The following is an 18127-nucleotide window of genomic DNA, read 5'->3' as shown; positions in this document are numbered from 1 at the left end:
GTTAGTCTTTTACTTCAGAGTTATTATTTTCAGAGTTATTATTTTTAGAGCTAGCCTCTTTATTGTCATTGTCTTGTGATGGTTCAGAGGTTTTATCTGCATCGCTGAGCAAATTAGAGTTCTCTAAGCCGATATCTGCTGCATCGGTAGTTGCCAATAGCTTGTCTGTCTCTACCATACTGTCATCTTTTGGCGTTGTTGTCACCGCGTCATCGGCTACGGTAATAGGATTACTTTCGCTATCGATATTAGCTATAGTGTTGGCTGTGTCTTGCTCTGTATCTTGAGAGGTCGTGACTGGCTTGGTCGCCAGTTTTTTGCTGGCTTGTTTGGTTGCTGTGCCCGCGCTCGGTTTATTAGGACGAATGCGTTTAACACCTGTTTTATTGGCGCTGATACGCGGCTTGTTCGATGCGGTGGGCGCGTCGGTATAAGTCTCAGGTTGCACAGCGCTCTGGTCTTCATCTTGACTGGTCCTTGCTTGTTTGCTTGCCGCCTTTTGTGAGGTGCGTAGATTGGCTTTGCTGTCCGCTTGTACTTCAACGGCGCGTAATTGTATCGCCATTCTATCGAGTACGGCATTAATTAATTTGTGCGCGTCGGTTGCGCCAAAGTGATTGTTCAGCTTCATCGCCTCATCAAGCACCACTTTATACGGAATCTCTAAGCGGTGCTGTAACTCGTAAGCACCGATGAGCAAGATAGCGTGCTCAACAGTATCTAACTTCTCAATCCCGCGATCTAGCTGCTCAGCGATCAGCGCGTCCAAAGCGTCTATTTGCTCCGGAATATCGCGCATCATCTCATGATAGTAGCCGATATGTACGGTATGCATAGCATTGGTCGCGCGCGTACGGGCAGCGATGTCATGCGGGGCATTGTCCTTCCAGCTACGCTTGTCTGTCGTATCAAAACGGCGGTCAGTGACCAGCCACTCATACAGACCCTGCATAGCAAAACGCCGCGCTTTACGCACGGCAGTATGACTGGTCTTATACGAGGATTCACTGACATCGAAATGTTGCTCATCGTCGCGGGCGGGCGTTTGAGTGATAGGATCAGTCTGTGCGTCATTCAGAGCGCGCTTGAGTTGGTCAGTCATAAGAGGTGAATACCTAAATGTTAAGATGTTAAATAGTGGTCGATTCGCAATTTGCCAATCTGTCGTCATGCTGTAGCGCTAAGACTTTAAACCTTAGCACTATTTAATGGTTATTACTTACCTGAACATACACTTTTATGTAGGGCTAAGGCCTCAGCCGATATGCCCTACAACAATAATGTATTAACGATTAAATTTAAGCGTCATCGCTATCATCGCGAGCATCATAGTCATCTTCAACATCTAATTGCGATAATACCGCTAGCATCTCAAGTACGACCATCGCCGCATCGCTGCCTTTGTTACCCGCTTTAGTACCCGCGCGCTCAATAGCTTGCTCAATACTGTCGGTGGTCAAAACGCCATTAGCAACAGGGATATTATAGTCAGTGGCAACGCCGCTTAAGCCTTTGGCAGATTCGCTGGCAACAAAATCAAAATGCGGCGTGCTACCACGAATGACTGCGCCCAAAGCGATAATCGCGTCAAAACGATCTGATTCAGCGGCGCGCTGGGCGACAAGCGGTAGCTCATAAGCGCCCGGTACGCGAACGACTGTGATATTGCTGCCCAAAACGCCATGACGAAGCAGGGCATCGATTGCGCCATCAACTAAAGACTCTACGATAAAAGCGTTAAAGCGACCGACGACGATACCGATACGAGCGTCTTTGTTTTGATGTAAATTGCCATCGATATGAGTGATGTTAGCGCGCTGCTGTTGTAAGTTTGACATAGAGGTATCCTTAGATTTATAACTATTAAAATGCAATTAAATAACGGGTTTTAACTATTGATTGACTATCCAATCAGTAAAAATATATAAGTGGCGCTATGATAGCATTTTTACGACTTTATTTGTGGATTAGCTGACTCTGGTAACCTGAATATAAACACCTTGTAACGCTCTACAAACGCATGGTTATTCCTTGCGCTGCCATATAAGCTTTGGCCTCACCAACAGTGAATTCACCAAAGTGAAAAATACTGGCTGCAAGGACAGCATCGACGCCGCCTTGCAGTACGCCTTGAGCTAAATGCTCGAGGTTACCAACGCCGCCTGAGGCGATAACTGGAATGTTCACTTGATCAGTAATCTGTTTCATCAGTGCCAGATCATAGCCCTTTTTGGTGCCATCGCCATCCATTGAGGTGACGAGCAGCTCGCCTGCGCCCAGAGCTGCCATTTTGACTGCCCAAGCGACAGCGTCAATACCCGTCGGTTTGCGCCCGCCATGGGTAAATATCTCCCAGCGCGGCATAAGTATGCCGTTGACATCGATATCGGCGACGCGCTTGGCATCAATAGCAACGACAATGCATTGATTACCAAATTTCTGCGCTGCCTCCCCAACGAATTCTGGCGTAAACACCGCTGCTGAATTAATCGCCACTTTATCCGCGCCAGCATTGAGCAAATTGCGTATGTCGCTGATTTTGCGCACGCCGCCGCCAACGGTTAGCGGTACAAACACCGTCTCTGCCATACGCTCAACGGTATGATACGTGGTATCACGCGCGTCACTGGTCGCGGTAATGTCCAAAAAGGTAATCTCATCTGCGCCTTGTTCATTGTAGCGACGCGCCACTTCTACAGGGTCGCCTGCATCGATAATGTCGACGAATTGCACGCCTTTGACCACGCGCCCATTGTCCACATCCAAACAGGGAATAATACGTTTTGCTAGCATTTTATCTCACTCTTAATTACATTAAGTCAGTCAAAAACTTCATTGAAGCATTCTAACAAAATTGGAGCGCTTATATCGTGTTTAGTCGATACTGATATCATAATCTACTTTGTACAAATCAACAGTGACCACGCCGCTTACGCATGATGAGAGCGGGCACGCTGATCAGCTCAAAACCCTTCTTATTTATACAAAGGGTAGACGTTTCACGCTTGGTCATAAATTTTCGGTATAATGTCGCCTAAAATGCTCGCAACATTTACATGCCGCTATTAAAGAGAAGCTTATGTCCGTCTATACCCAGCTCACCGATGATCAATTTGCCGCCTTTTGCTCAAGCTTTGGGGTAGCGTTTGCCCGCGCCATTCCCATCACGCAAGGTATCAAAAACTCGAACTGGTTTATTCAGACCACAGATGACAGCGAGGGTGAATACTCTTATGTGTTCACCTTATTTGAAGAGCGCCCGCCCGCTGATATCGAAAAAATGGCAGTGATTTTGGGTCAATTGGACGGCACTTTACCCGTCGCTGCGCCACTACCTATTATCGAGATTGACGCCGCGCAAGCCGCTACTGATAAAAACAATGACAAGCGCTACGTCATCCATTATGAAGACAAAGCCATCACGGTCGTGCCCTGCTTGTCGGGGGCGCATCCCAAACAAACGACTACAGCGATGTGTTACGAGATCGGCGCGGCGCTGGCGATGCTGCATGAGACTTTGCAAGAATTGCAGCCCAGCGAAGACTATGGGGTAGCGCTATATCCATGGATCGATGTACGCGATCGTGAGATACAGTTTATGCCAGGTGATGAGGCCAAATTAATGAGTGATATCTGGCAGTCGTATGACAAGCTATCGCTGGATAAATTACCCAAAGGCCTTTGTCATCTCGATATGTTCGCGGACAATACCTTGTGGGATCTGACCAAAGGTAAAGAGACACTTACAGGCTTACTAGATTTTACTGAAGTGAGCGTCGATCATTATGTGATGGATATTGCCATTACCATCAATGACTTTTGTACCACGTGGGGCGATGCCGAGCAGGGCGAATCGGTAGATTTTGATCGTCATAAAATGACCGCATTCTTGCAAGGCTATGAGTCCAAGCGCGCACTTGATAGCGATGAGAAACGAGCCTTGCCAGTGATGCTGGCCAAAGCGGCGGTTATCTTTTGGCTACTACGTCTTAATGTCATTCATTACAACCGTACTGAAGGACGTAGTGGCGACAACATCATGGTCAAAAACCCTGATTTGATGAAACGCCTTGCCGCTTATCACTACTCGCACGTCGAAAAAGATCAAGATAGCGTCTTTGTCCTTGAGCATACACGGTTTGAAGAGGATGATACGGACAAAGATATTGCTGATTTTAAACTCATTGGCGTGTTCGCTAGCGAATCTCAAGCACAGGCGGCTATTGAGCAACTAAAGACGCAGCCAGGCTTTGAGGATTATCCCAATGGCTTTCATATTGATGAATATCCACTGGGTCAAATCAACTGGTCTTCAGGCTTTGTCGTTTATTAAAATATTCAACACGCCCTAATACTAATTGAGTTCACTTGCCAATGATAAAAGCCTATACACTAAAGGTTAAGCGGTACTAATATTCATCTCAATTATGTTCATGTCATTTGCTCATTTGCATGTGACCTTTCAGAGCATCACCATTTAAAGTTCAAGGATACCTTTATGAGCGATCAAGTCGATAATTGGCATAAGCTAGCTCGCTTTGATACCAATATGCAAGGCGAATTAAACGCTAATTTGCTACGTAACAACGGCATTACCGTCTCGTTGCAGGCACTAAGCGCGATTCCAGGGATGAACTCTGGCGTAGTGCTATGGGTACAAGATACTGATTTGGCGCAAGCTCAGCGCATCTTGGGCGGCGTCAGTAGTGCAACAGATGGCGAAGCACTCTTAGATCAAATGAGTGATGCCGAGCTGGGCATTGTACCAGATAGCCCAAAACCTTCATAGAACATAACCGAGCACAAAAATAGTCAAACACCAAGACAACTAAGCACCAAGACAATAAAGGCGGAAGCAGATACATGTGTCAACTTTTAGGAATGAACTGTAATACCCCAACCGATATCGGCTTTAGCTTTTCAGGCTTTCGTCGCCGCGGCGGTATGACTGACCATCATGAGGACGGTTTTGGTATTGCATTCTTTGAGCGTAGTGAGTGCATGCAAAATGGTAATGTATCCAACCTCTCAACAGGCCTGCGCTTATTCCATGACAACCGCCCAAGCCATTTATCGCCCGTTGCCGACTTGGTCAATAACTATCCGATCAAAGCGATGAATGTCATCGCTCATATCCGTAAAGCCACGCAAGGTCAAAATTGCTTAGCTAACACCCATCCGTTCGTGCGTGAAGTCTGGGGCGAACAGTGGGTATTTGCGCACAACGGGCAGATGAATAGCGAATTTATAAAACGCTGCGAGCGCTTACAAGAAAACGGCAATGCCTCACACTGTCAGCCTGTGGGTAACACAGATTCTGAAATGGCATTTTGCTATTTGATTAACCGCCTCAAAAGCAGCTTTAAATCGCGTCCTGATAACGAGACATTATTTAATTTTTTGACGACGCAGTGCCGATATCTATCTGCTAACGGTCTGTTTAATTGCCTGATATCAAATGGCGAATGGCAACTGGCGTACGCGGGCAGCTTATTGTTTTATCTCACCCGCCAAGCGCCCTTTGGCAAGGCAGAACTCGCTGATGATGAGATATCGATTAACTTTGGTGATGTGACCGCTGACACCGATAAAACGACCATTTTAGTGACCGTACCGCTAACTAAAAATGAGAAATGGCAGCAAATAGCAGTCAATGAGTGCCTGATATTCCAAGAGGGTGACGTCGTCTATAAGAACAGCCCAAGCCAGCGTAAGTTTTTGACGGTTGAGGAGGGGATTGCCATTGCACGGGCAGTTGGGGCGAGTGTTTAGAGGTATAGCCCACAACACCTTTTAAACTTCTCCCCAGACCCGCAAATACAGGGCTGTTTTTGACTAACACTCATATCTACTGTCGGATCTAAAAAATACCAGCGCTCAGTGTTATCTGCTTTGTTTTTAACTTTTACAAAGGTAGAGCGCTCATGATGGGCTTGCAAGTCATCCATTTTATTAGCTTCATTATAATAAGCTTTAAACTCCACCTGTGCATGACGTTTACCCAGCTTTGGCGTGTGCTGAACGATTTCTAATCCTGCCCAAGGCGTCTCGTGTGCCCAGCTCTCAATTGACTTGATATCAAGTAGTGCTTGCTGCGCGGGCACAGTCGTCTTAACAATATATTCAGGATTAATAAGCACAAAAGCGCTATAGCGAGTACGCATCAAACGTTCCGCAGTTTCAGCTTTACTGACACCTTTATGATACGGCTGACAACAGTCGCTATAAGCCAGTGGCGCTTTTACCCTAGCTACTAGATTTGTTTGGCAAGGACATAATGGCATACAGTACCCTTATAGCTCTTTATTTAGTTATCTTAACGCAAGTAGTTCTCTATCATCGCAGGTAACATACCCACTCTAAGCTGCGCCCAAGGTTGAGGATCGCGCAATTGCTGCCAAAACTCGGTAAAGGGCGGCGCGAAATATATCAGTACGGCTATTAGGACATAGAGCAGCAAGTACCAGCCTTTATCTTTATGCGCATAAAACTTCATCGCTGTGCCCGATGAGCGCTTCATTGTCATACCCATTAGGTTGACGCTGTAGAGCTCATCTAAAGCGAGATGCACCATCGCCCCGCCAAACAAAAACAGCCCAAAGAACCAACTAGCCGCCAACGCATTGCCAAGTACATAATAGCTCAAGCTCACTAGACCTAACCCTAGTACTGCCATATAAGGCACCGAGTGAATAACGCCGCGGTGTACCGTCATTTTGGTAAAGATATTGAAGACAATGTAACGCATAAATCCATAACCTGCCAGCCATAGCGCTATGAGGGACAGTAAGCTCAGCTCGCTACGCCAATGCATCACCAATCCAAAGGCGAATACAAAAGACGCCATATTAAAGCCAAGCTTGATCGGGGTTGAGTTATCCGAGTCCAAATCAGGGAGCAGCCCGCCCATCGTGCCAAGCGCCACGCACATCAAAAACCCAGAATCATCAATGAGTCCAGCCTTATAGACCGTCAGTGCTGCCAGCCCACTAATAGCAAAAGCGCCATTTAAGTGGGTATTAAAATTTGCCATATATTCTCGTTATCATTAGCGCTAAAGGGTGAGATTACCTAACTAAAAAGCGCTTTATGATACCATAGCCAAGCCAAATGCCTGCTAGAGATACTTGTCATGAGTCCCATTGATTTACCCGTCACCGTCCATTCGAACAATGCAATAAATGCTAAAAAATCACTTTTTGCTAACATCGACTGGCAAGCGCCGTGGTTATGTCATTTAAGCCAACTCACTTATTTGAGCCAAACCATAGAGCAGCTAAGTGCTGCGCATAATAACAGCGTGAATCTTGATAATACCGAACACTTAGACGTTGTCGCTGGCGTTTTAAATATAGCTTTAATACAGCAAAGTGACGACTCACAAATACCGCAGCCGACTACGAAACCTGCGCTTGATCATGACAGGCATACACTTAACTTTGTCTCGCAAAACGTGCTACCAGAGGGCGTAGGCTACGAGCAGTTTATCGGCTCAACAGGTAATATCCCGACTCGTGATAACTTGCATGATTTATTTAATGGTAGTATTTGGCTCACCTTTCCCAAGACCAAAGCTGTGCTCAATTATTATCATATGCTCGAGATAAGCAAGCGAAGCGATGAACAAGACAGCGACGAACAAGATAATCAAAGCAATCGCGGACGCGTGCGCGATACGATCACCGTGTTTGACGAAAATGGGGCGGTGTTAGTGACCTCGAACCCTAGCGTTGGCGAAGCCTTGATCAATTTTGATTGGCAAGGCTGTTTGATTGCGCCGCGTGCTAGTTGGGATAATCCAAAGCAGCCCCATGCTGATGCGCAAGCTGCGGTTTATATCTTTGGTCATGCGCTACTTGAACAGCTCATTACGCCGCGCAAACCCTTGTGCGCCCATAGTGTCATTATTAATGTCGATCAGAACTTCTTTGCCTTATCGATGCCTGAGCGTATAGCGTTTTTGGACGACGCTCTTGCCAATTATATGGATAGGCTTTTGTCAAAAGAGGATGTCGTCCCGCGTCATTTATCGCCGTTACCTATTTTAGGCGTGCCGCATTTTTGGACGGATAATATCAATCGTGACTTTTACGATGACAATTATGTCTTTCGTAGCGGCCGCCGCCGTTCAAAATAAAGACGTTTTGTAGATAGCGTAGGACTAAGCTGTTATTTTGATTATCCTTTTGGTTACTATTCATCAACGACTTAGTGTTAACAACTGTGCTCTTATTTGCTATGGTAGAAGAGTACTGATGCTGACAGTTATAAGAGTAATTATAGGTGCTGTCAGCGCAGTAGAATCGCCGCACCCGCGATATTTTATTAGCAATGATAATAATAAATTCATAACCTCTACCTAGTAGATAAGGAAGCTACCATGAGTGATATCTTTAATGTAAAAGACACCTTGAGCGTTGATGGCAAGGAGCATGCTTACTATAGTTTGCCCAAACTTGCTGAGACTTACGACAACATCGATACGCTACCGTTTTGTATGAAGGTCGTACTTGAAAACTTACTACGCAACGAGGACGATGGTCAGTCTGTTGGCAAAAACCACATCGAAGCGGTCGCTAACTGGGACGCAGGCGCAGAAGCGTCAAAAGAGATCGCCTTTATGCCAGCGCGCGTAGTGTTGCAGGATTTCACAGGTGTACCATCAGTTGTTGATCTGGCGGCTATGCGTGATGCGGTCGTTGAGCTTGGCGGAAAAGCGGAGCAGATCAATCCTTTTATCCCAAGTGAGCTGGTCGTCGATCACTCGGTACAAGTCGATGCTTATGGTCGTGAAGACGCCCTTGATCTCAACGAAAAGATTGAATTTAAGCGTAACAATGAGCGCTATGAGTTTTTGCATTGGGGCAAAAATGCCTTTGAAAACTTCGTTGTTGTACCACCAGCGACCGGTATCGTGCATCAGGTCAACCTTGAGTACTTAGCGCGTGTCGTCATGGCAGCGGACGTCAATGGCGAGTTGACCGCGTACCCTGATACGGTATTTGGTACCGATAGTCATACGACGATGATCAATGGTATCGGCGTACTCGGTTGGGGCGTGGGCGGTATTGAAGCCGAAGCTGCGATGCTGGGTCAACCGTCATCTATGCTCATCCCGCAAGTAGTCGGTTTTGAGATGACAGGTAAGCTCAATGAGGGCGTAACGGCGACAGATTTAGTACTGCGTGTCGTTGAGATGTTACGCGCACACGGCGTTGTCGGTAAGTTCGTTGAATTTTATGGCGAAGGCTTACATCAGATGCCGCTTGCAGATCGTGCGACGATTGCCAATATGTCGCCTGAGTATGGTGCAACTTGTGGTATCTTCCCAATTGACCAAATGGCGATTGATTATCTACGTCTATCAGGCCGCAGCGATGATCAAATTGAGCTGGTCGAAAAGTATGCCAAAGCCCAAGGCATGTGGCACGATGCTGACACGCCAGCGGCGACTTATTCGAGCAACTTGCACTTAGATCTATCCTCGGTGCAGCCTGCACTAGCTGGTCCTAACTTGCCACAGCAGCGTATCAATCTATCTGATATGCATGAAAAATTTGGCGAGACATTAGCGAAGATGACTAAAGATCGCAAATCAGAAGTCGAGGGCAAAGTACGCTTTGATCAAGAAGGCGGTGAGCAAGAGCAAGCTGATAGACTCTATGCTAAGCCTAATGTCTACTCTGACGTCAATATCAATGATAAAAAGCACAAATTACGTGACGGTTCAGTGGTTATCGCTGCGATTACCTCTTGTACCAACACCTCAAACCCTGCGGTTATGATTGGTGCAGGTCTTGTGGCCAAAAAGGCCGCTGCCAAAGGCTTAAAAGCTAAGCCGTGGGTCAAGACCTCATTAGCGCCAGGTTCAAAAGTGGTCACAGACTATTTAGAGAAATCTAAATTAATGGAAGAGCTAGAGAAAACAGGCTTTTACTTAGTAGGTTATGGTTGTACCACTTGTATTGGTAACTCAGGGCCACTTTTAGAGGCAATCGAGGACGGCATTGAAGAAAATGATCTCGTTGCCGCCGCCGTACTCTCTGGTAACCGTAACTTTGAAGGTCGTATCCACTCACACGTAAAGGCCAGCTACTTAGCATCACCACCGCTAGTTGTTGCTTATGCGCTGGCAGGTACGGTTGATATCGATCTAACGACGCAGCCGTTAGGACAAGATCAGGAAGGCGAAGACGTCTATCTAAAAGACATCTGGCCGACCTCTGATGAGATCAATGAGCTGATTGCCAATAACATCGATGCTGATATGTTCCGCAAAAACTACGGCGAAGTATTCGATGGTAGCAAAGCTTGGAACGCGATTAGCTCAGCCGATAGTCAGCTATATCCTTGGGATGAGGGTTCTACTTACATCAAAAACCCGCCGTTCTTTGATGGTATGACTATGGAGCCAGAAGGTATTCCTGATATCGAAGGCGCGCGCATCTTAGGTCTGTTCGGTGACTCTATTACTACCGATCATATCTCACCAGCCGGTAATATCGATCCTGACTCGCCAGCAGGCAAGTACTTGCAAGAGCGCGGCGTTATGGAAGCGGACTTCAACAGCTATGGCTCGCGCCGTGGTAATGATGCGGTCATGACTCGCGGTACCTTTGCCAATATCCGTATCAAAAACTCGATGATGGATGGCCGCGAGGGTGGCTATACTTACTACTTTAAAGACGACAAAGCGACACTTGCAGACGGCAAAGAGATGGCCATCTATGACGCCGCTATGAAGTATAAAGAAGATAAGCGTCCACTCGTTGTCCTTGGCGGCGCGGAGTATGGTTCAGGCTCTAGCCGTGACTGGGCTGCAAAGGGTACGATATTGCTGGGTGTAAAAGCCGTGTTAACCAGCTCGTTCGAGCGTATTCACCGCTCAAACCTAGTCGGCATGGGTGTATTGCCATTGACCTTTAAAGAGGGCGAGAACGCTGAGACCTTTAACCTTGACGGTTCAGAAGTGCTAAGCATTACTGGTCTGAACAATGGCGAGAGCAAAACTGCTCAAGTTACTGCAACTCGCGCTGATGGCTCAAACGAAACCTTTGAGGTAAACGTAGGCTTACAAACGCCAAAAGAGCGCGAATACGTGCGTCATGGCGGGGTATTGCATTATGTACTACGTCAACTCGCAAGCGATCACAAAGACGCTGCGTAATGATTGATTAGAGCTAGGATGAGAGAAAGCCCAATCGTTATGGTTGGGCTTTTTTGTGTTTGTTTGAAGATGGTTTCTAATTTAGATAGCGGTCTTTAATTTATCATTGCTCATAAACAAAAATTACTCGTTCTCAGTAAGCAATCTAACTCCCAAACCAATAAATACCGCACCGCTTATTTTATTCAACACAGACACAATCGCTGGGTTCTCTCGCAGTTTCTGACTAAATCGTGATGCCAGTAGCGCCAAACATACGCACCATATCAAACCCGTCAGCGCAAAAGTAAGCCCCAATACCAAAAAAGATAGCGTGCTATGTGCGTAACTAGGATCGATAAACTGCGGAAAAAACGCGAGGAAGAACAACGCAACTTTTGGGTTAAAGGTATTGGTCAGTACGCCTTGTTTGTATATTTGAGCGTAGTCCAAAGACTTAGCTTGAGCTTTGCTTTTATTATTAGGCAAATTGTCTGCTATGACGGCACTAGATTTGCTAGTTAGCATCTTAAAGCCTAGATAGCACAAATAACTAGCACCGATGTATTTTACGATAGTAAAGGCAAGTGGCGACTTGGCTAAAATGATCGATAATCCGAGTGCTGCCAATACGGTATGCACTAAGATGCCTGAAACGATACCGAGCACGGAATATAGCCCCGCTTTTTTGCCTTGAGAGACGCTGCGAGTAATGATATACATCGTGTCAATACCAGGGGTCACATTGAGCAAAATGGCTGCTAAGACAAATCCCAAATAGTTATCCACACCAAACATCGCTTGTATCCTCGTTGATAGCGCTTTTGTTGTTTTAGTAAAGAGTCTCATTATAAAGCGGCAGATAGCTTTGAGCGACCTATCAGTCTAAGCTTATTGTAGAGATTATCCAATGACGAATTCTGTACTTACTTGCTCTTATCAAAAATAGACTACAGACACACAAATAAACCCCTTTTAAAAGCAGCAACGCGGTATCATCACGATATTTTTAAGCGCAAAGCCTGCGATAGTTGATTATTGACTGATGGCTGAGCAAGTCACTATTAAATTGAGCCAACTATGAGCAGACGCGACCTTATTATCTTTATCAGCTTGTCCTTTATGTGGTCGTTATCCTTTATTTTTTATAGAGTAGGCGTGCCTGAGTTTGGCTCGATGTCATTTGCCAGCTTGCGGGTGATATTTGCAGGTCTCACTATGCTGGCCTTTTTGGCCTTTAACCCCACTCATCTAAAGATAGTGGGTAAGCATTGGAAGCTACTTACAGTAGTCGGTCTGGTTTCAACATCTATCCCCTTTGTACTATTCTCTTATGCTGCGCAGTCAGTGAACGCCGGCGTGCTTGCAGTACTCAACGCTTCTGTGCCGATGATGAGCGGTTTTATCGCCAGTACATTCTTTAATGATAAGCTCTCAAAAAAGCAAATGCTCGGCTTGATGATCGGCATTATAGGCGTTGTAATCTTGATGAGTGAGAGCTTGTTTGGCGGCGCAGCGTCGGGGTTGAGTTCAAGTCTTTTAGCTATGGGTTATGCTCTGCTCGGCTGTGTGGGCTATGCTATTGGCGCGAACGTGACCAAGAACTATCTACATGACACCTCACCTGTCGCCATTACTATTGGTGCTATGCTGATTGCAAGTGTCGTCATGCTGCCTGTCGCTATCTACGAGTTCCCTTATGGACAGAGTATCAGTCTAAAAGCTTGGGTCTCGGTGGTTTGTATTGGCGTATTCTCAACGGCGATTGCTTTTATCTTTATCAATGAGCTGATCAAAAGTATCGGTCCTATGCGCGCAACGAGTATTACCTTGGTCATACCTATATTTGCGATTATCTTTGGTTATATTTTATTAGGTGAGGCTTTAGATACCGCTGCTATTGTCGGTTCAGCGGTGATACTGGTAGGGACTTATTTATCCTTAAATTTGTCGTTAAAGAGTTTTACTGGGTCTCATTAATTATTCAATGGATAACAAACCCTAATAAAACTGAGCACAAAAAAAGCCTAATCGTTAAGACTAGGCTTTTTTATTACTTAACTTTTAGGGCAATAGATTAACGAACATTATCACCATAAGTAACAATTGGACGATCTAAGCGATGTTTAGTAGCGGCGCTTTTAGCACCAGCAATAGCGGCGACAAAAGTGAGTAGCGCACTGATTAACCAGAATAGACCACTGTACAAGGCTGCTTTACGAGCCACATCTTCAGCTTGTTGCAAGTTTTGGTCAACAGTCTGCTGTGCTTGAGCAATATATTGCTCCGTCTTCATTTTGTACTCATTGAATGATTGCGTGACCTCGGTACGTACTTCAAGCGCTTGAGCTTCAGTGAGTCCTTCAGCTTGCAGACGATTGATAAGCTCATCACTCTTTAAGGTTTGTTCTATAGATGCCATACGCTGCTTAGCGTAGTCATCGATGTTGCGCCATGTATCGATATTGGTAAAGTCCATATCAGCTACATCACCGCGAGTATTATTGATCATCTCTTCAATTACATTGGTGGTTGCTGCAATTTGCTCTTGGTTTAGACCTTGAGTGTTTTTGGCAACTAAAGCGTTCAAGTCCTCTTTACTAATGTTGCCTGAGACTGTTTGATAGGCTTCTTGAGCTCTTTGTTGGAGCTGCTCAATGGTGCTATCTGGCGCGGCAACGGCTGCCGTACCGACCGCCGAGGTTCCTGCTGCTGCAACGCCGCCTGCTGTCTTGGCTACGGTGCTGACCGTGCCGCCAATAGCGTTACCAGCAGATGCCAAGATACCAGTGGCACTACTTAGCGTAAAAAACGTTGTAAACAAGATGATAAGTGCTGCAGTTAACATACCTGTTAGGCTGGCATCCTTTGGATCAACATCAGTACCGTCACCAAATAGTGCTTCTGGTGCTGAGAATTTGATAGCAAAGTAACCTGCGATAAAGGCGCTGACTAAAGCAGTAATAGCGGCATATATACCGCCTGCGATACTTGTACCCTTTAAGTCAAAAGGGAGAAAAGAGCTGAGGACGAGCGCTAGGGCAATCATTGCCATAACGACAATCAATCCCATAACGAGACCAGCTAGAACGCCGCGCCACGATGGACGACGCTGAGATGAGTAAGTAGGGGTCATAATCATTCCTTTTAAGGATTACATATCAATTGTTATAGGCTAAATACTTCACTAATATTTGTGATATAAAAGTTACACGACACAAAGCTTAGTGAATATACGGCAAGCTTAGTCAAATGCATTTGATATTAGTAATACTATTAGGTAGAAAATAACAAGCATCTTGTATACAAGTGTTAACCTATGTCATCAAAACCTATAAATGTAAAATCATGTAAAGTTTAAAAGCTAGGTCATTGATAAAAAAGACAATTTATAGGATATGGTGGACGCTTGAGCAAAAGCTTATCGTGCTAAAATAAATAAGGATCTAAAGTGCAGACAACAAAAAGCCCAGTCACAAAATTGTGACTGGGCTTTTTGTTGTGCTTACTAGTCTTATCTCATGCAAAGCAGAAGAGCTAATAATTGACACCAAATAGTGGCGTCCCCAGGGGGATTCGAACCCCCGTTACCGCCGTGAAAGGGCGGTGTCCTAGGCCTCTAGACGATGGGGACGCATAGAGTGTCATATTCAATGAATATAACGGTACTTCACAATATCAGAGAACTTATTACAGATAACATAAAAAGTCTTGCCTAGGTGCTGATACTGCCTCTTAACTGTTTCATCTAAGATAAAAAATCCAACGATAAAAATATGGTGGAGCTAAACGGAGTCGAACCGTTGACCCCTTGCATGCCATGCAAGTGCTCTACCAACTGAGCTATAGCCCCTCGTTAAGAGTGAGCGTATTTTAGGGAATAGCTAGGAGGTTGTCAATAGGTAATTTGGGGAATCGTGATAAATAGTCTGGCATGAGCGTTATTAGTAGGGTGCGCCTCGCGCACCGATTATTACTTTTAACAATAACTATAATTCGCAGTTCAACATACGCTACTTTCACAATGTTAATTGATTATAGGAAATCCTATTTAAAGGACTTCCTTTGCAAGCCTAAAAGTGACAGGCAGCTTTTTAACGGTTCTCATCAGCCAACAAATCAGGCAAATCTGCTGCTGTTTTCTCTAACTTCTTTAGCTTTTTCTTACCCAAACCACCAAGCACATCGATGGCGTGACGCAAGCGGGTCATCGTCATGTCCGCACCGATAATCCACATGGAGTTCATCACTGGCGTGGATGAGGAGCTGCCTGCAATAGCGATAAAGAACGGGGCGATAAAGTCGCGCATCTTGATATCTAGCGCGGCTGCCATGCCTTTAACAATGGCATAAATGTTGTCTTCCGACCATTCTGGCAGTGCTTCTAATTGCCATAATGTCAGCTGCAAGATTTCCATGATTTGCTCAGGGGTAAGCGTTTTGTGCACAAAATCCTCGCTAGTGATTTCAGGTAAGTTTTGAAAGTAAAAACCGCCCCAATTAACTGCGTCAGAGAGTAGCTCAATACGAGGTTGTATCGCGGCTGCCATTGCCGTCAGCTTATCGCTATTATTGGCCCAGTCGAGGATTTTATTCTTTAATTCTTCAGGTGTCAGTGCGCGTAGCCACTCACTATTGAGCCAATACAGCTTTTCGATATCAAAGATAGGCCCGCCCAAAGACACGCGCTGGATATCGAAACTGGCTATCATCTCATCAAGAGTGAATTTTTCTTCGTCGTTGGGCATAGAGTAGCCCATACGCCCTAGATAATTGAGCAACGCCTCGGCTATTACGCCAGCGTCACGATAGTAGGTGATGGAAGTTGGATTTTTGCGTTTTGACAGCTTGGATTTGTCAGGGTTGCGCAGTAGCGGCATATGGCACAAAACGGGCATCTCCCAGCCGAAGTACTCGTATAATAATTGATGCTTGGGCGCGGAATTGAGCCATTCCTCACCGCGCATGACGTGCGTGATCTCCATCAAGTGGTCATCGACGACATTGGCGAGATGATAGGTTGGCAGGCCGTCAGTTTTGAGCAGCACTTGCATATCGACTTGTTCCCACGGAATCTCAACCGTACCACGTAGCATATCCTCAACCTTGCACACACCATCTTTAGGTACACGCATACGAATGACAAAAGGTTTGCCATCAGCGACCATTTTATCGGATTCAGGACGCGGCAAATCAGCATAGCGACCGTCATAGCGCGGCGTCTCACCGCGCGCCATTTGCTCCGCGCGCATAGCGTCTAATTCCTCAGGGGTACAAAAACAGCGAAAGGCATGATCTGCATCTAGCAGTTTTTGGGCATGATCTTTATAGATATCCGCGCGCTCGCTTTGACGATAAGGCGCATGGGGCCCGCCAACATCAGGACCCTCTGCCCAATCTAAACCCACCCAACGCAGCGCGTCCAAAATCATCTGCTCGGAAGCTTTGGTTGAGCGCGCTTGATCGGTGTCCTCAATACGCAAAATAAACTCACCACCGTTTGCCTTGGCAAAAGCCAGATTAAACAGGGCGATATAAGCGGTGCCGACATGCGGGAAGCCAGTAGGCGAGGGAGCGATACGGGTACGAACAGGGCGCTTGATGGATCTACTAGTCTGGGTCATAAGGGTCTCGGGATGTTGTTGCTGGTTAAAAAGTTGCCAGCTAAAAAATAGGCAATTAAAGAGTAGAAATAGCGTAAAATATAGCGCTAGTATAACAGAGCGTTTCGATATTTTTAACGAAAAGCCCTTCTAGCGCTTGACTCACCGTGTATCCTTGCGATAATAACGCAAGTTGTCTGATAACTTGTTTGTTTTTATACTATTACTGGCCGCCTAGGTCGTCATTTACTGAGTGATTTGTGTCTTTATTAGATTCTAAGCCCAACGCCGATCTCGATTCTGTATCAAGTGCCACGCAGACGCCAAAACACCATGAACCAGTATTTGTGCATGACGCCGTATTATTAAACGAAACGGTTGCCGCGGTGCTAGGCGTCAAGTCCTTGCCAAAAGCAGCTCGTTTGCAAGCGGGCGGTATCTATGTCGACGCAACCTTTGGACGCGGTGGTCATAGCCGCTTGCTGCTCTCGCACTTAGCTGATGATGCCAAGCTTACCGTCTTTGATAAAGACCCGACCGCGATTGCAGTCGCTCACGAATTGGCGGCGACAGACAGCCGCGTACAGGTTATTCATGATAGCTTTGCTACTTTGACGGGCAGCTTAAATGCTTTGGGTATCGCTAAAGTAGACGGACTTATGGCAGATCTGGGGATATCCTCGCCGCAGATCGATGATGGCACGCGCGGCTTTAGTTTTATGCGTGATGGCGTGGTCGATATGCGCATGGACACAACTCGCGGGCAGTCTGTTGGACAGTGGCTTGAGCAGGTCGATGATGAGACTCTTGCTAACGTACTCTATGAGTTCGGTGAAGAGCGTCATAGCCGCCGTATTGCCCGCGCCATCAAACAAATGGACAGTTATGAGTCGACACTTGAGTTGGCTGAAGTGATAAAAGTGGCGCACCCAAACTGGCAGCGCGGCAAGCATCCAGCGACCCAAAGCTTTCAGGCGATGCGTATCTTTATCAACAATGAGCTTGGCGATGTCGATAGCTTTTTGGCGCAAAGTATTGAGATGTTAAAAACAGGCGGGCAGCTTGCGGTGATTAGCTTTCACTCGTTAGAAGATCGCCGTATCAAGCAGTTTTTGCAGCGTCATAGTAAGGGTCAGTATCCAGAGGATGAAAACCTACCCATGCCGCCTAAACGCCCGCGGTACTTTAGTAAGCCCAGACGCATTGGACCTAGCAAGACTGAGATCGCTGATAATCCGCGCGCGCGTAGTGCGTGGCTACGCGCCGCGACTCGTAGTGACGTGATAGTTAGTACGAACTAACAGCCACTGCAAACTAACTGCACAAAAGCTTGATTTAACGATGCCAAGGCATGAATAGCTACGCGCCTGTTAAGAAC

Annotated in this window: 15 protein-coding genes and 2 tRNA genes; 7 read left to right on the top strand and 10 right to left on the bottom strand. The window is 46.1% G+C overall.

Features of this window, described 5'->3' with window-relative positions:
* Window position 1: 1 nt before the first annotated feature.
* The 3 genes from nusB to hisF form a co-directional block, all read right to left on the bottom strand.
* Entirely contained in the window at window positions 2-1102 is a 1101-nt protein-coding gene (gene nusB / locus ACR64J_RS11925; RefSeq protein ID WP_435949841.1) for a transcription antitermination factor NusB, read from the bottom strand.
* A 196-nt stretch (window positions 1103-1298) separates the two neighbouring features.
* Window positions 1299-1838, bottom strand: coding sequence for a 6,7-dimethyl-8-ribityllumazine synthase (ribH, locus tag ACR64J_RS11920; protein WP_317199996.1), 540 nt, complete (start codon window positions 1836-1838; stop codon window positions 1299-1301).
* Window positions 1839-2010: 172 nt separating this feature from the next.
* The gene (hisF, locus tag ACR64J_RS11915) at window positions 2011-2793 is read right to left on the bottom strand and encodes an imidazole glycerol phosphate synthase subunit HisF (RefSeq protein ID WP_435949840.1); all 783 of its coding nucleotides are present in this window, start codon (window positions 2791-2793) and stop codon (window positions 2011-2013) included.
* Window positions 2794-3079: 286 nt separating this feature from the next.
* On the opposite strand from hisF, the gene ACR64J_RS11910 reads away from it, so the two are divergent.
* The 3 genes from ACR64J_RS11910 to ACR64J_RS11900 all read left to right on the top strand — a co-directional run bounded on the left by ACR64J_RS11910 (window position 3080) and on the right by ACR64J_RS11900 (window position 5772).
* Window positions 3080-4333, top strand: coding sequence for a homoserine kinase (locus ACR64J_RS11910; protein WP_435949839.1), 1254 nt, complete (start codon window positions 3080-3082; stop codon window positions 4331-4333).
* A 165-nt stretch (window positions 4334-4498) separates the two neighbouring features.
* Window positions 4499-4789, top strand: a complete 291-nt coding sequence (locus ACR64J_RS11905; RefSeq protein ID WP_435949838.1) for a hypothetical protein — start codon at window positions 4499-4501, stop codon at window positions 4787-4789.
* A gap of 74 nt (window positions 4790-4863) precedes the next feature.
* Window positions 4864-5772, top strand: coding sequence for a class II glutamine amidotransferase (locus ACR64J_RS11900; RefSeq protein WP_435949837.1), 909 nt, complete (start codon window positions 4864-4866; stop codon window positions 5770-5772).
* Here the strand turns inward: ACR64J_RS11900 and ACR64J_RS11895 are convergent.
* Both ACR64J_RS11895 and ACR64J_RS11890 read right to left on the bottom strand, forming a co-directional pair.
* Window positions 5769-6284 (bottom strand): YchJ family protein, encoded by a 516-nt coding sequence (locus tag ACR64J_RS11895; RefSeq protein WP_435949836.1) that lies wholly within the window; start codon window positions 6282-6284, stop codon window positions 5769-5771. The genes ACR64J_RS11900 and ACR64J_RS11895 overlap by 4 nt on opposite strands.
* A 32-nt stretch (window positions 6285-6316) precedes the next feature.
* Entirely contained in the window at window positions 6317-7033 is a 717-nt protein-coding gene (locus tag ACR64J_RS11890) for a metal-dependent hydrolase (RefSeq protein WP_435949835.1), read from the bottom strand.
* 99 nt (window positions 7034-7132) lie between these two features.
* Between ACR64J_RS11890 and ACR64J_RS11885 the strand changes: the two genes are divergently transcribed.
* The gene (locus ACR64J_RS11885) at window positions 7133-8137 is read left to right on the top strand and encodes a DUF3025 domain-containing protein (RefSeq protein WP_435949834.1); all 1005 of its coding nucleotides are present in this window, start codon (window positions 7133-7135) and stop codon (window positions 8135-8137) included.
* Between the two features lie 243 nt (window positions 8138-8380).
* A complete protein-coding gene (gene acnA, locus ACR64J_RS11880; protein WP_435949833.1) occupies window positions 8381-11167 on the top strand; it encodes an aconitate hydratase AcnA in 2787 nt (928 codons plus the stop codon).
* Window positions 11168-11290: 123 nt separating this feature from the next.
* Here acnA and ACR64J_RS11875 read toward each other — a convergent pair whose 3' ends face one another.
* Window positions 11291-11944 carry a LysE family translocator gene (locus ACR64J_RS11875; RefSeq protein ID WP_435949832.1) on the bottom strand — a complete coding sequence of 218 codons (654 nt, stop codon included), beginning with the start codon at window positions 11942-11944 and terminating at the stop codon, window positions 11291-11293.
* A gap of 282 nt (window positions 11945-12226) precedes the next feature.
* On the opposite strand from ACR64J_RS11875, the gene ACR64J_RS11870 reads away from it, so the two are divergent.
* On the top strand, window positions 12227-13126 hold the full coding sequence (locus ACR64J_RS11870) for a DMT family transporter (RefSeq protein ID WP_435949831.1): 900 nt from the start codon (window positions 12227-12229) through the stop codon (window positions 13124-13126).
* Between the two features lie 97 nt (window positions 13127-13223).
* Here the strand turns inward: ACR64J_RS11870 and ACR64J_RS11865 are convergent, their stop codons facing one another.
* From ACR64J_RS11865 to gltX, 4 genes are all read right to left on the bottom strand, one after another.
* On the bottom strand, window positions 13224-14282 hold the full coding sequence (locus ACR64J_RS11865) for a hypothetical protein (RefSeq protein ID WP_435949830.1): 1059 nt from the start codon (window positions 14280-14282) through the stop codon (window positions 13224-13226).
* Between the two features lie 422 nt (window positions 14283-14704).
* Window positions 14705-14780, bottom strand: a tRNA-Glu gene (locus ACR64J_RS11860).
* 143 nt (window positions 14781-14923) lie between these two features.
* Window positions 14924-14999: transfer RNA gene (locus ACR64J_RS11855), tRNA-Ala, on the bottom strand.
* Window positions 15000-15240: 241 nt separating this feature from the next.
* Entirely contained in the window at window positions 15241-16770 is a 1530-nt protein-coding gene (gltX, locus tag ACR64J_RS11850) for a glutamate--tRNA ligase (protein WP_435949829.1), read from the bottom strand.
* A gap of 326 nt (window positions 16771-17096) precedes the next feature.
* Here gltX and rsmH point away from each other — a divergent pair, with 326 nt between their 5' ends.
* On the top strand, window positions 17097-18050 hold the full coding sequence (gene rsmH, locus ACR64J_RS11845) for a 16S rRNA (cytosine(1402)-N(4))-methyltransferase RsmH (RefSeq protein ID WP_435951075.1): 954 nt from the start codon (window positions 17097-17099) through the stop codon (window positions 18048-18050).
* The last annotated feature ends 77 nt before the right edge of the window (window positions 18051-18127 follow it).

The organism is Psychrobacter sp. DM8, assembly GCF_051307025.1.
Lineage (GTDB): Bacteria > Pseudomonadota > Gammaproteobacteria > Pseudomonadales > Moraxellaceae > Psychrobacter.
Note: the sequence above shows the minus strand (reverse complement) of the source record. Positions and strands in the feature narration are given on the sequence as shown.